The sequence below is a fragment of the Curtobacterium sp. AC268 genome (genome assembly GCF_979258745.1).
This window is the reverse complement of the sequence record NZ_OZ409878.1, coordinates 1,750,966-1,763,867: the sequence shown is the minus strand read 5'-3', so window position 1 is coordinate 1,763,867 and position 12,902 is coordinate 1,750,966. Positions and strand designations below refer to the sequence as shown.

The 12,902-nt window shown below is 71.5% G+C and carries 13 protein-coding genes and 1 tRNA gene; 8 read left to right on the top strand and 6 right to left on the bottom strand.

Annotated elements, in window-relative coordinates:
* Positions 1 to 26: 26 nt before the first annotated feature.
* From ACZZ9K_RS08300 to ACZZ9K_RS08290, 3 genes are all read left to right on the top strand, one after another.
* A complete protein-coding gene (locus ACZZ9K_RS08300; protein WP_463443812.1) occupies positions 27 to 1,130 on the top strand; it encodes a hypothetical protein in 1,104 nt (367 codons plus the stop codon).
* A gap of 73 nt (positions 1,131 to 1,203) precedes the next feature.
* Positions 1,204 to 1,279, top strand: a tRNA-Ala gene (locus ACZZ9K_RS08295).
* 209 nt (positions 1,280 to 1,488) lie between these two features.
* Positions 1,489 to 2,316, top strand: a complete 828-nt coding sequence (locus tag ACZZ9K_RS08290; RefSeq protein WP_463443811.1) for a glycoside hydrolase family 25 domain-containing protein — start codon at positions 1,489 to 1,491, stop codon at positions 2,314 to 2,316.
* A 129-nt stretch (positions 2,317 to 2,445) separates the two neighbouring features.
* Here the strand turns inward: ACZZ9K_RS08290 and ACZZ9K_RS08285 are convergent, their stop codons facing one another.
* Positions 2,446 to 2,829: a response regulator gene (locus tag ACZZ9K_RS08285; RefSeq protein ID WP_071405149.1), complete on the bottom strand. Its 384-nt coding sequence runs from the start codon at positions 2,827 to 2,829 to the stop codon at positions 2,446 to 2,448.
* Positions 2,830 to 2,936: 107 nt separating this feature from the next.
* Between ACZZ9K_RS08285 and ACZZ9K_RS08280 the strand changes: the two genes are divergently transcribed.
* Positions 2,937 to 3,995 (top strand): amidase domain-containing protein, encoded by a 1,059-nt coding sequence (locus tag ACZZ9K_RS08280; protein ID WP_463443810.1) that lies wholly within the window; start codon positions 2,937 to 2,939, stop codon positions 3,993 to 3,995.
* Positions 3,996 to 4,100: 105 nt separating this feature from the next.
* On the opposite strand, the gene ACZZ9K_RS08275 is transcribed toward ACZZ9K_RS08280, so the two are convergent.
* From ACZZ9K_RS08275 to ACZZ9K_RS08260, 4 genes are all read right to left on the bottom strand, one after another.
* Complete coding sequence (locus tag ACZZ9K_RS08275) at positions 4,101 to 5,321, bottom strand: hypothetical protein (RefSeq protein ID WP_463443809.1); 1,221 nt, start codon at positions 5,319 to 5,321, stop codon at positions 4,101 to 4,103.
* A gap of 149 nt (positions 5,322 to 5,470) precedes the next feature.
* Positions 5,471 to 7,351 carry a glycoside hydrolase family 2 protein gene (locus tag ACZZ9K_RS08270; protein ID WP_463443808.1) on the bottom strand — a complete coding sequence of 627 codons (1,881 nt, stop codon included), beginning with the start codon at positions 7,349 to 7,351 and terminating at the stop codon, positions 5,471 to 5,473.
* Positions 7,352 to 7,441: 90 nt separating this feature from the next.
* Positions 7,442 to 7,897 carry a MaoC/PaaZ C-terminal domain-containing protein gene (locus ACZZ9K_RS08265; RefSeq protein WP_463443807.1) on the bottom strand — a complete coding sequence of 152 codons (456 nt, stop codon included), beginning with the start codon at positions 7,895 to 7,897 and terminating at the stop codon, positions 7,442 to 7,444.
* Positions 7,898 to 7,917: 20 nt separating this feature from the next.
* Positions 7,918 to 9,405, bottom strand: a complete 1,488-nt coding sequence (locus tag ACZZ9K_RS08260; RefSeq protein ID WP_463443806.1) for a CYTH and CHAD domain-containing protein — start codon at positions 9,403 to 9,405, stop codon at positions 7,918 to 7,920.
* A 128-nt stretch (positions 9,406 to 9,533) separates the two neighbouring features.
* Between ACZZ9K_RS08260 and ACZZ9K_RS08255 the strand changes: the two genes are divergently transcribed.
* The gene (locus ACZZ9K_RS08255; RefSeq protein WP_463443805.1) at positions 9,534 to 10,847 is read left to right on the top strand and encodes a phosphotransferase; all 1,314 of its coding nucleotides are present in this window, start codon (positions 9,534 to 9,536) and stop codon (positions 10,845 to 10,847) included.
* A gap of 76 nt (positions 10,848 to 10,923) precedes the next feature.
* Here the strand turns inward: ACZZ9K_RS08255 and ACZZ9K_RS08250 are convergent, their stop codons facing one another.
* Positions 10,924 to 11,274, bottom strand: coding sequence for a DUF1844 domain-containing protein (locus tag ACZZ9K_RS08250; protein WP_463443804.1), 351 nt, complete (start codon positions 11,272 to 11,274; stop codon positions 10,924 to 10,926).
* A 284-nt stretch (positions 11,275 to 11,558) separates the two neighbouring features.
* On the opposite strand from ACZZ9K_RS08250, the gene infC reads away from it, so the two are divergent.
* The 3 genes from infC to rplT are packed head-to-tail and all read left to right on the top strand — an operon-like array spanning position 11,559 to position 12,900.
* Complete coding sequence (gene infC / locus ACZZ9K_RS08245) at positions 11,559 to 12,233, top strand: translation initiation factor IF-3 (RefSeq protein ID WP_081827403.1); 675 nt, start codon at positions 11,559 to 11,561, stop codon at positions 12,231 to 12,233.
* 60 nt (positions 12,234 to 12,293) lie between these two features.
* The gene (gene rpmI / locus ACZZ9K_RS08240; protein WP_017887976.1) at positions 12,294 to 12,488 is read left to right on the top strand and encodes a 50S ribosomal protein L35; all 195 of its coding nucleotides are present in this window, start codon (positions 12,294 to 12,296) and stop codon (positions 12,486 to 12,488) included.
* A gap of 28 nt (positions 12,489 to 12,516) precedes the next feature.
* A complete protein-coding gene (gene rplT / locus ACZZ9K_RS08235; RefSeq protein ID WP_017887975.1) occupies positions 12,517 to 12,900 on the top strand; it encodes a 50S ribosomal protein L20 in 384 nt (127 codons plus the stop codon).
* Positions 12,901 to 12,902 lie beyond the last annotated feature (2 nt).

The following is a 12,902-nucleotide window of genomic DNA, read 5'->3' as shown; positions in this document are numbered from 1 at the left end:
GGAACCGCCGCCCCTACCGTGTTCGCATGGCAGGAATCGGCTCGTGGGGTGGCGGCATCGTCCTGCTCGTCGCGGCCGTCCTCTGGCTCGTCTACCTGATGCCGTCGTGGGCCGCCCGCCGCCAGTACCTGGCCACCGAGCGGAACGCCATCCGGCTGCAGCAGACCCTCCGGATCCTCGCGCAGACCGCCGAGCTGCCGGACGAGGTCCGCATCGAGATGAACGCGAAGTCCCTCGCCCAGGCGCAGCGCGTCGCCCGGTCCGAAGAGGCCAAGCGCACCGCCATCGTCCGAGCCCACGAAGCCGCGCGGCAGCGTGAGATCACCCGCCGCCTGGCCGAGCAGGCCCCGGTGCTCGAGCGGGCGTCCGCCGTGCCGGCCCTGACCGCGATGCGCATGCGCCGTTCCCGGCTCGGGGCGACCCTGTTCGGCACGGTCGGCATCGTCGTGGCCCTCGTGGTCTTCGTCGTGGCACCGTCGCTCTGGCTCGTCGGTGTCGCAGGCCTCGTCGCCGCCGGTGGGTCCGCAGCGGTCCTGGCCCAGCTGCACCAGGTGGCGACGGCGCGGAAGCAGCGTCTCGCGGCCGGCGAGACGGGCGCGACCCGCGCCTCCCGGCCGTCCACCGCCTGGACGGACCCGGCCCCGCCCCTGTCGACCGAGCAGCCCGCGGCACCCGCTGCGGACCGTTCGTGGACCCCGAACCACGTGCCGAAGCCGCTCTACGTGGAGCGGCCGAGCGCACCGGCTGCATCGCCCGAGTCGTCGGCGGAACTCGCTGCCCGGCTGAAGGAGCGCGTCGCCGCGGCCAAGGCGGAGGCCGAGGCCGAAGCGGCGGCGATCCGGGCGGGGGAGTCCGACCCGTCGCTGGCGCGGGTCTCGCGGATGCGACCCGAGCTCGAGGAAGCCGCGGCATCGCTGTCCGCGCACGACCAGGGGCGTCTGGCCGAGCGGCTCGGGCTGCGGGCGCCCGCTGCTCCTGCTGCCTCAGCTGCTGCTGCTGCTTTCGCTGCCGACGAACCCGCCGCTCCGGCCGGTCCGCCGAGCAAGTGGGCCGGTATGGGGGTCCTCGACGACGACGCCTACCAGCAGGCCGACCTCGACGCGATCATGCGACGCCGCCGCGCGGTCTGACCCGCGGCACGCCCGACGGGCCACCTGCGATTTCGGCTGGGCCGACCGAGGGTGCTAATGTGATCGAGCACTTGGGGCTATGGCGCAGTTGGTAGCGCGTCTCGTTCGCAATGAGAAGGTCAGGGGTTCGAATCCCCTTAGCTCCACCAGGTAGCACCACGAACGGCCCGGAACCCACAGGTTCCGGGCCGTTCTGCCGTCGTCGGGCTGTCAGCCGGTCCTCCTCCACAGCAGGTGCGCCATGGAGCGTTCGACACAGTCCACGAACAGGGGTGGTGTGTTGTCCGACGCACCGCCCTAGACTCCCCGTGCGCCGGTGGGGCGCGGCTGGCCAGCAGGGCCCGACCAGGGGGAGAGCATGTTCCGTATCAGTCGTCTCGTCGCGACCATCGCGACCACGGTGGTCGTCGCCGCCGGCATCGCCGTCGCCGGCCCGTCCTCGGGTGCGTCCGCAGCGGTCACCCCGCTCGGGGTCGACATCTCCTGGCCGCAGTGCGACCGCCAGGTCCCGACCGACCAGGCGTTCGGCATCGTCGGCGTCAACGGTTCCCTCGGCAACACCACGAACCCGTGCCTCGCCGAACAGCTCGCCTGGTCGGCGAAGTCCGTCGGTGGATCGGCCCAGCCGAAGACGCAGCTGTACGTGCTGTTCGCCAACCCGGGCCTCAAGGCGTCGGTCTGGCCCACGTCGAACAGCTACCAGGGCACGGTGCCCACCAACCCGTTCGGCAAGTGCGTGACCAAGGGCGGCAAGAAGCAAGTCACCCTGGCGTGCTCGTTCATGTACGGCTACGCCCGCGGGTACGACGACGTCAAGAGCCGTGGCGTCGCGAACCCGTCCGCGTACCGCTGGTGGCTCGACGTCGAGACGGGGCTGTCGTACCAGCGGGACACCGCCCAGAACCGCGCCGCGATGCAGGGCATGATCGTCGGGCTCAAGGCCGGCGGTGTGCGGACGATCGGCATCTACTCGAACGGTTCGCAGTGGAAGACCATCGCGGGCACGGTGAAGTCGAGCAGCCCGCTGCGCGGCCGGTCGAACTGGATCGCGATCGGCAAGGGCACGATCACCAAGGCACGGCAGACCTGCGCCGCGACACCGCTGTCCGGCGGCAAGATCGCGATGGTCCAGGCCGAGGTCCCCTACGGTTCCCGGACCATCGACCGAGACGTCTCCTGCACCTGATCGCAGTGACGTGGCGCTGCGACGTCGTGACGCCCTGACGCCCTGACGAACAGGAGGCCCGGTGCCAGCTGGCACCGGGCCTCCCGTCCGTCGGCGGGTCGCGCCTGACCCGTCCCCGTCGTCGACGTGTCAGCCTGCGATGCTCTCCGTCAGCACGCCGGACTGCGCGAAGGTGGTGTGGATGGCGTTCGCGGCCTGCTCGAAGGCACGGTTACCGCGCGAGATGCCGAGTGCTCCGCCCTTGATCGCCGACTTGCCCGAGCCACGCAGCAGCCGGGCGACGGTGCGGCCGTCCGGGGCGATCATGATCTGGACGTCCAGGCGGGTGTGGAACGTGCGGTCGTTCGCCATGCCGCCGATGAGCAGCGTCAGGCCGAGGCTGCCGCGGGTCGCACGGAGTGCACCCTGCTCGGCGTCGTCGACGGTGTAGCCCTCGCGGGACAGGGCCTCGCGCACCTGTGCACGGGCGGTCTCGGGGTCGGTCGCGACGAAGAAGTCGTGGCTCTCGGGCATGTGTGTGTTCCTTCCGAACGGGTCCGCTGGGGCACGGAGGACGCTCGCCCCCGAAGACGATCATGCCGTGTCGGAACGACGGAGGTGTCGCTTACGCTGGTCGTGTCATGACTGCCTCGATGAACCGCCGCGCACTCCTGTCCCTCGCCGGCGTCGCCGGGATCGGGCTCGCCGTCGCGGCGTGCTCCTCCGGCAGCGACAAGGGCGGTGACTCGGGCAACGGCTCGGGCGGCGGGCGCGGGAGCTCGCGCGGTGGGGACGCCTCGTCCGCACCGACCGCGAAGCCCGTCGCGAAGTCCCTCACCCCGGCGCAGGTCCCGCTCGCCGGTGGCGTCACGGTCACCGTGACGGGGACCGGACTCGCCGCCGTCAAGGGCGTCACCGTCGGCGGTGTCGCGGCGCGTGACGTCCAGGCCACCGCGTCGAAGGTGACCTTCACGGCCCCGCACCAGGCGATGTACACGGCCGGCGACGCCGACGTCGCACTCTTCACGTCCGCGATCGCACCGACCCCGTCGGCGAACCAGTCCTCCGACGGCAACGGCAGTGCGGCGAACGACGGGCAGAGCGGCGCCACCCAGGACACCGCGACCGCATCGCCGACGCCCACAGCCGCTGCGACGCCCGCTGCGGGCAGCGCGGTCGCCTCGACCACCCTCGCCTACGCCGCACTGACCGACGTCGACCGGCAGCTCGCCTACGCGATGCGGTACTGGAAGGACTACAACCTCGCCGAGTACGGCACGATGAACCCCATCGGCGGCGACTGCGCGAACTACGTCAGCCAGACCCTCATCGCCCGTGGGTGGGAGCAGCGGTCCGACTGGTACAACCGGGCCGCCGGTGCCGAGCACAGCGCGACGTGGACCTACTGCCCGACGATGGACCCCTGGCTCGCGGACAACGCGGGCGAGTTCGGGCTCACCCGGCGGTCGTCGGACGAGCGCGACAAGGTGAAGGTCGGTGACATCGTGTTCTTCGACTGGAACGCCAACGGCTCACCGGACCACACCACCATCGTGTCCGAGGTCTTCACCGAGCCCGACGGCACCATCCGCATCAAGTCGGCGAGCCACAACCAGGACGGCCCCTACCGCGACCTCGACGAGATGATCACGGTGCAGCACCCCGGCGGATCGGCCTGGTTCCACACGTTCGACGCGTAGCGCTCACCAGGCCCGCAAGACACCGGTGTTCGCACGTCGCACCGCGGTCTGCGCGTGTTCAACCGGCGAACACCGGTGTCTTGCAGAAGCGCGGACCAGCACCGCTCACGGGTACCCGAGGAACCACAGCAGCACGATCGCGACCGGCTGCAGGCACACCCCGACGACCAGCCACGTCACCGCCCGCCGCCGGGTGCCGACGAAGACGTCCGACCCGAGCAACGGAGCCATCGGCATGAGCAACCGCGGCAACGACTGCTGCGGCAGGAACACCGCCACCAGGTACAGCCCGTAGGACGCCGTGAACGCGAGCACGTCGGTGCCCAGGGCCCGGGTGCTCCTGCGCGAGAAGAACCACACCGCGCCGGCGAGCACCGCCACGACGAGTCCGACGCCGAGCGGCCCGAGCCACGTCGACGCCATCGTGAACCACGGCGTCAGCGGCGCGAAGTGCCGGCGACCGACGAACCCCACCCACCACGACAGCTCGGTGTCCAGGTACGCGTTCGGTCGCCCGGTCACGGCCGTCGCGATGACGGGCCACGCCAGTCCCGCAGCCGCGACGACCAGGCCGGTCACCACGATCGCGATCCGGTCGCGCCACGGGAACGCGTCCTGCTGCCGGCGCCCCGCGACCCACCGCAGGACCAGGTGCACCGCCAGTGCCAGCGCCAGCGCGAGGACCCCGGGCTTCGTGAACGCCGCCACGACACCGAGCGGGGCGATCAGCCAGTACCGTCGCCGGACCAGGGCGAGCAGGGCGCCGAACAGCAGCACGAGCAGCAGGCTCTCCGCGTAGGCGACCTGCAGCAGGAACCCCGTCGGTGCGAACGCGAACAGTGCGGTCGCCCAGCGGGCCCGGTGCGAGCACCCGCCGGCGAGCACCAGCCTGTACAGCAGCACGCAGGCGCCCGCTCCGGCGATCGACGCCACCACGACCCCGGCGACCCAGAACGACGCTCCGGTCAGCGTCATCACGACCCGCACCACCGCGGGGAACACCGGCAGGAACGCCCACGCGTTCGGCAGGACGTGCCCGGAGTCATCGGTCGGCAGCGTCGCGGGGTACCCGTGCGCGGCGATGATCCGGTAGAACGAGGCGTCCCACGAGCCCGAGAAGGTGAAGAACGAGGGATCCTGCCGGTACGAGGCGAACGGCCAGCCGTTCGCGGTCGCCAGCAGGTACACGGTCGCCAGCAGCGCGGTGCTGAGCACCCGCGAGCCCGCCCAGATCAGCAGCGGTGCGGTCCAGGCGCTGTGCCGTCCGGTCAGCAGGCTTCGGAACCCCCGCCTGGAGGCCCGGCTCGCTTCCGCCACGTTCGTCACCCGCCCGATCCTCCCAGACCGCGGGCCGCCCCCCGCATCGCGGGCCGTCCGCGTCCGCCGCGAGGCAACCTGTGTGCATCGTGAGCAGTAATGGTCGGGTCCGTCTGCCGGACCCGACCATTACTGCTCACGAAGTGCGGGCCTCCCGGCTAGCGCCCCGTGACCGCGCGACGGATCTGCTCGATCGGCACCTTCGGCGACCGGTCGGCGTTGAGCAGGCCGTTGGTCTCCTGCATGGTGTCGGTGAGCTGCGTGTAGCAGGACCCGGCGAGGAACGAGCTCGCACGGATCGCGTCGTACAGCGCGGTGATGCGGGCGACCCAGTCGTCGCCGTCGCTGGCCGACGTGTAGCCCCAGCCGTCCTCGCGCTGGACGCCCGGCTGGTAGTTCACGCCCCCGAACTCGGTGAGCATGACCGGCTGGCCGAGGTCCTCGGCGCCGCCGACCAGGATGCGGCGATCCGCCGGACCGATGCCACCGAGGAGTCGAGTCCGTGCGGTCTCGTCCGCGTAGGTGTCCGCGAGCCGGGGGCCGTCGCCCTCGTAGTCGTGGATCGTGACGATGTCGGAGTTCGTGTGCTCCCACCCGTCGTTCGAGATCACCGGACGCGTCGGGTCCAATGCCCGCGTGACGTCGGCGAGGGCCCGGGCGTAGGCCTGCTGGGCCGGGTCGGTGGCGATGTGCTGCACGCCCCAACTCTCGTTGGCGGGCACCCACGTGACGATCGACGGGTGCGAGGCGTCACGCTCGACGGCGTCCATCCACTCGCGCATCAGACGTTGCACGGCGCGGGGGGAGAACGCGTAGGCGCCGGGAGCCTCACCCCACACCATGAGTCCGAGTCGGTCGGCCCAGTACAGGAACCGCGGGTCCTCGATCTTCTGGTGGTTGCGGGCCGCGTTGAAGCCGAGCTCCTTGATGAGTTCGACCTCGCGGCGGAGTGCCTGGCGGGACGGGGCGGCGATGTGCGACTCGGGCCAGTAGCCCTGGTTCAGGACGCTGCGGACGTCGTGGCGTCGGCCGTTGAGCAGGAACGCGCCGCCGTCGACCCCGACCGTCCGGATCCCGAAGTAGCTGGCGACGGCGTCCAGCGCGCCCGTCCCCGCAGTCGTGGCGTTGCCGGCGCTCGGCAGCAGCGTGACCGTGGCGTCGATCAGCCGGGGCGTGTCCGGCGTCCAGTGCAGCTCGTCCTCGGCCTGCCCGTTCGTCTGCCGCGCGATCGGCACGACCACGTCGAACTCGTCGCCGGTCTCGCCGACGGTGGTCTCGATCGTGGCGAGGTGCTCGTCGCGGTCGTCCCAGTGGGCCTCGACGTGCAGGCGCTCCCCGCCGGTGCGGTGACCGTCGAGCCGGACCGTCAGGCGCATGGTCGCGTGGTCGACGTTCGTCCAGCGCAGGGACGCGATCGAGGCGGTCGGCACGGCCTCGAGCCAGACGGTCTGCCAGATCCCGGTGGTCCGGCGGTACCAGATCGCGTGCGGGTCCTCGTGCCAGTCCTGCTTGCCGCGGGGCTGGGTCAGGTCGTGCGGGTCGTCCTCGGCGCGGACCACCAGGGTGTGCACGGCGTCGGGGTCGGCGGCCAGCGCTTCGGTGACGTCGAAGGAGAACGGGGTGTGGCCGCCCTCGTGTCCGCCGATGAACTGTCCGTCGATCCAGACGCGGGCGCGGTGGTCGACGGCGCCGAAGTGCAGCACGAGTCGGGGTGCCCCGGTGCCGAACCCGGCGGCGTCGAGCTCGGAGCGGGTGATCGCACGGGAGTACCAGACCACGGGGTGGAAGCCGGGCTCGTCGATGCCCGAGGCCGGGGACTCGGGCGGGAACGGGACGACGATGTCCCGTGCGTCGGTGAAGCCGGTGCGCCAGGCGGGATCGTCGCCGTCGTTCCGGAACGACCACGTGCCGTCGAGGTCGGCCCACGCGGTGCGGAGCATCTGCGGCCGGGGGTACGTGCCGTCCTGCCGCGAAGCGAGGGGGAGGCCGGGGGTGGAAGCGGAGTCAGGTGCGGCCACGGTGCCGTCGAGCGTGCTCATGCGTCCATGCTCCCGTGCCGGTACATCGTTGTAAAGAGGGAGCCGGGATTGCGCGGAACAGGTTCGGCGGGGCTCTCGTCGAGCGGTCGCTCAGTCGATCGCGGCGTCGCGGGTGAGCACCATGACGTCCATCCGACCCTGCTGGACGACCACGCCGTGCTGGTTCCGCAGTGCCACCGCCCGCTCGACGATCCCGGTCGTGCCCGAACTCGTCAGCCGGGTGCCCAGGACCTCGACGGTGCAGGTGACGGTGTCCCCGATGAACACGGGCTCGGTGAAGCGCCACTGGTCGATCCCGAGCAGTGCCACCGCGGACCCCTCGAACACGCCCGTGCGCGCGATGAGGCCGAGGCACAGCGAGGTACCGAGCAGCCCGTGCACGATCCGCTGCCGGTAGCGGGTCTTCCCGGCGAACTCGACGTCCGTGTGCACCTGGTTGTTGTCGTTCGTCCACGAGGCGAACGACACCACGTCCGCCTCGGTGATGGTGCGCCCCGGTGTGGTGAAGGTCTGTCCGGCAGCGAGGTCCTCGAAGTAGTGCGGCACGGCCCGATTCTCGCACCCGGTCAGAGTCGGGCGAGCAGCTTCCGCGATCGGTGCAGGCCCTGCGCACTGGCCGCCAGCTCGGTCGTCGCCAGGACGCCGTACCCGAACGTGTCCTCGCCGTGCTGCGTTGCCACAGCGGCCAGCCCTCGGTACGCATCGGCTGCGTGCGCGGCGTCGAGCGTCTCGCCCAGGGTCTCCTGCACCCGTCGCAGCCGTCCGAGCCGACGCTTGCCGACGTCGGGCAGGTCCCCGGCCGCCTGCAGTGCGTAGCGCAACCGGCGCGCAGCCTTCCGGACCTCGTGCAGGGTGTCGAGGTCGTCGCTGGGATCGCCCAGCAGCCGACCGACGCGTGCCCGCTCGTGCCGGATGCGCCTGGTGACGAACGCGGCTGCGTCGTCGTCCGCGTGCGGGCCGGCCGGTGCCCGCAGCAGCAGGTCGTCGAGGGCGTCGAGCGTCCGGAACCAGGCGTCGGAGCGCAGCGCTCGCCGGAGCTCAGCGGCGGCGACGCTGCGACGTTCCGCGGTCGCCGAAGCGATGCGGTCCAGGGTCTCGGCGTCCACGTACCCGTCGGGGGCTCGTGTCGCCGACCGGGACGGGCCGGCGTGCAGCACCTCGGCGTCGCGAGCGGTCCCGGCGACCCGACCGGTCTGGGCCAGGGCGGCACGGAGCTCCTCGGTCGCCCGGCGGTCGAGCGCGCCGCGGAACGCCGCGAGCACACTCCGCAGGCGGCGCAGCACCTTCCGCAGGTCGTGCACGGCCTCGGACTCGTCGGCCCGTACCCGGGGATCCACGGCGACGAGGTCGCGCCGCAGGGCATCGAGCACCCGCAGGACGAACCCGGCGGCGGTGCCCGGCCGGGGGCGCTTCGCTCGGCCGCGTCGCCGCTCCGGGGCGGGCTCGGGGCCGCGGGGGAGCGGAACCGACGCGACGTCCACCGGATCGGTCGCCGCGTCGTGCAGCGCTCGTTCGGCCGCTCGAGCCGTGGCGCCGTCGCGTCCGTCGTCCGTCAGGGCCCACCACCGCGACGACCGCAGCACGGTGGTGTCCGGGTCGCCGTCGTCCACGCGAACGTCGGCGACCTCGGCCCGCACCCGGCCGTCCCCGCCGCGCAGGGTCACGAGCGTCGTGGTGGTGTCACGGACCAGGACCATCCGCAGGGGACGACCACGCAGGAACACCTCGACGGCGTCCCGTGGGGGATCGTCGGACACGCCGCTGAGCGGTTCGGAGCCGGTCCCGTGCCCGCCCCGGTCGATCGTCCAGGCGCCGTCCGGCAGCCGTGTGAGCACGACACCCTCGGTGGCGAGCACCCGGTCGTCGGAGTCCCACACCGTCTCGCGCACCGTCACCGCTTCGTGACGGCGCACGTCGGCGGCGAACGGCTCGAGTGCGGGGAGCCTGCGGTCGTCGAGGATCCGCCAGGTCCGGCGGGGGTCGGGGAGCGCATGTGCAGCGTCAGCGGCGGCGGCGGCGGCGGCGGGGGCGGGGGCGGCAGCGGGTCGGGGCATGCCGCAAGTGTTGTCCGACGCACCCGTGTCAGACCGGGGGCAACGGGGTTCTGTGGACGGAGTCCTGACCTGCCCGTCCTGTGGAGGACTCGGCACCTCGCCAGGCCCCGGCGCGTAGGTTCCGCTGCATGAGCGACGGAGCACCCAGCGCCCCCGACACCCGCGCAGACCACAGCGCCCCCGACACCACGGCCCCCACCAGCACGCCGAGCGACCGCGACCTCGAGTCCTGGATCGCCGACCGCCGCTGGTACGCCTCGAAGGGGTCCGTGCCACGCCTCCGGACGATCTCCACCGACGACGGAACGCGGCTGCTGCTCGACGAGGCCCCCGCGGTCCCCGTCCTCTACCAGTCGCCGATCACCAGCGACGCCGACGGCGCGATCGTCGACGCCACGACCGACCTCGCGTGGGTCTCGGCGCTCGCCGCACGCATCGACGCGGCGCCGGACAGCCTCAGCCCGATCGGCCGGGTCACCGCCGCCCGCGTCCTGACGGGTGAGCAGTCCAACACCTCGGTCATCTGCGACACCGAGTCGGGCGACCGCGTCATCATCAAGGTCTTCCGCGTCTTGCACCACGGCGACAACCCCGATGTGACCACGCAGCTCGCCCTCACGGCGGCGGGCAGCACGCGCGTGCCGCGGGTCTACGGCGCACTCCGTGCCGACTGGCCCGATGTCGGACGCCCGGACGGCAGGGCGACGGGGCACCTCGCCTTCGCCCAGGAGTTCCTGCCCGGGCTCGACGACGCCTGGCGCGTCGCCCTGCAGGAGGCGCAGGCCGGTACTCCGTTCGGTGACCGCGCCGAGCAGCTCGGCGCCGCGCTCGCCGCTGTGCACCGCACCCTCGCAGGAGCGCTGCCGACGGAACCGGCCGACGCGCCCCGACGGGACGTCGCCGTCGCGACGATGCACGCCCGACTCGACACCGCCGCCCGCGAGGCCCCGGCCGTCGCCGACCACGCCGACGCCATCCGCGCGGTCTACGCCCGTGCCACTGACGCGACGTGGCCGGATCTGCAGCGCATCCACGGTGACCTGCACCTCGGACAGGTCCTGTCGGCACCGGACCCCCGCGGGTGGGTCTTCCTGGACTTCGAGGGCGAGCCGCTCCGCCCCCTCGACGAACGCTCGCTGCCGGACGTCACCCTGCGCGACGTCGCGGGCATGCTGCGCTCGTTCGACTACGTCGCGGGCGCGCTGGCACACGACGCCGAACCGGTCGACGCGGCCTCGTGGGCAGCCGAGGCGCGAGCCCGCTTCCTCGAGGGCTACCAGCAGGGGACCGGCGCGGACCTCGCCGCCCACAGCGCACTGCTCGACGCCTTCGAGCTCGACAAGGCGGTCTACGAGGTCGTCTACGAGACCCGCAACCGACCCGACTGGGTCGGGATCCCGCTCGCGGCCGTCGCGCGCCTGGTCGGCGACAGCGGGTCCTGAGCGCGACCCACGAACGCCACGGGAGGCCCGTGGCGACACCGCCACGGGCCTCCCGTCCGTCACCGGGTGGCGTCGTCTAGTTGACGGGACCCGTGTACTTCTCGCCCGGTCCGGCACCGATCGGGTCCGGGATCGCCGACGCCTCGCGGAAGGCGAGCTGCAGCGACCGCAGTCCGTCGCGGAGCGGGCGGGCGTGGTGGTCGCCGATCTCGGTCGCGGCGGCCGTCACCAGGCCGGCGAGCGCGGTGATGAGCTTCCGCGCCTCGTCCAGGTCGGTCTGTTCCTGCGGGTCGTCGGCCAGGCCGACCTTCACGGCCGCGGCACTGAGCAGGTGCACCGCAACGGTGTTGATGAGTTCGACCGCCGGCACCTCCGCGATGTCCCTGGCGGCGTCGATGCCGGTGTCCTCGATCGGGGTGTCGCTCACGGTGCTCCTCTGCTAGGCTTGCTCGCGGCAGATGCTGTCCGTGTGCCGTCAGTTCCCTTGACAACACCCGGACGGTGTCACGAAAGAGGAGTCTCTCCCACCCGCGGCCGCGTTCCACCAGGCTACCGGGTCACCACCGCTCCGCGAGTGCACGTGTTGTGCTCGTCGGTCGGATCCCACGGATCCGATGCAGGGCGGCTGCCGAACGGGTCGACATCCCGTGCGTCAGATCTCCTCTCTCGTGCTGTCGTCCAGGGCAAACGCCCCGGACGGCCACCACCTGATTGAAGGAGCTCCGCATCACCGATCCCCGTACCAACGACCGAATCCGCGTTCCCGAAGTCCGACTCGTCGGTCCGCAGGGTGAGCAGGTCGGCGTTGTCCCGATCGCCATGGCACTGCGTCTCGCGCAGGAAGCCGAACTGGATCTGGTCGAGGTCGCGCCGAACTCGAAGCCGCCCGTGGCCAAGATCATGGACTACGGCAAGTTCAAGTACGAAGCCGCTCAGAAGGCCAAGGAAGCTCGTCGCAACCAGGTGAACACGGACCTGAAAGAGGTCCGTTTCCGCCTGAAGATCGACGTGCACGACTACGAGACGAAGCGCAAGCGTGCCGAGGGGTTCCTCCTCGGTGGCGACAAGGTGAAGGCGATGATCCTCTTCCGTGGCCGCGAGCAGTCGCGTCCGGAGCAGGGTGTCCGTCTCCTCCAGAAGTTCGCGGAAGAGATCGCCGAGTTCGGTGTCGTCGAGTCGCGTCCGACCCAGGACGGCCGCAACATGACGATGATCATCGCTCCGCTCAAGAACAAGTCCGACGTCAAGGGCGAGCAGAACGCCAAGCGTGCTGCACAGAAGGCCGAGCGTCGTGCCACCGAGCACGCCGCGAAGGGCAAGGACGAGGCCGAGGCCGGTTCCACGTCCGAGGCAGCTGCGGAATCCACGGACGCCGCGGCCGAATAGGTCCCCGGACCGACCCCGCAACGACGCGGCCCCCCATCCATCCCACGGAAAGGCACCACCATGCCCAAGCAGAAGACCCACTCCGGGTCGAAGAAGCGCTTCAAGGTCACCGGTACCGGCAAGATCATGAAGCAGCAGGCCGGTATGCGTCACAACCTCGAGGTCAAGAGCTCCAAGCGCAAGGCCCGCCTGAACGAGGACCAGGTCCTCTCCAAGGGTGACGCGAAGAACGTCAAGAAGCTCCTCGGCCACTGAGCCCCGCAGATCGTAAAGGAATAGTGCAATGGCACGAGTAAAGAGAGCGGTCAACGCCGCCAAGAAGCGCCGCGTCATCCTCGAACGCGCCGAGGGCTACCGCGGCCAGCGTTCGCGCCTGTACCGCAAGGCCAAGGAGCAGGTCACCCACTCCCTCGTCTACGCGTACCGCGACCGTCACGCGAAGAAGGGCGAGTTCCGTCGCCTCTGGATCCAGCGCATCAACGCTGCGTCCCGTGCGAACGGCCTGACCTACAACCGCCTCATCCAGGGTCTCAACCTGGCCGGCGTCGAGGTCGACCGCCGCATCCTCGCCGACCTCGCGGTGAACAACCCCGAGACCTTCACCGCGCTCGTCGAGACGGCGAAGAAGGCCCTCCCGGCCGACACCTCGGCCCCGAAGGCTGCGTAGTC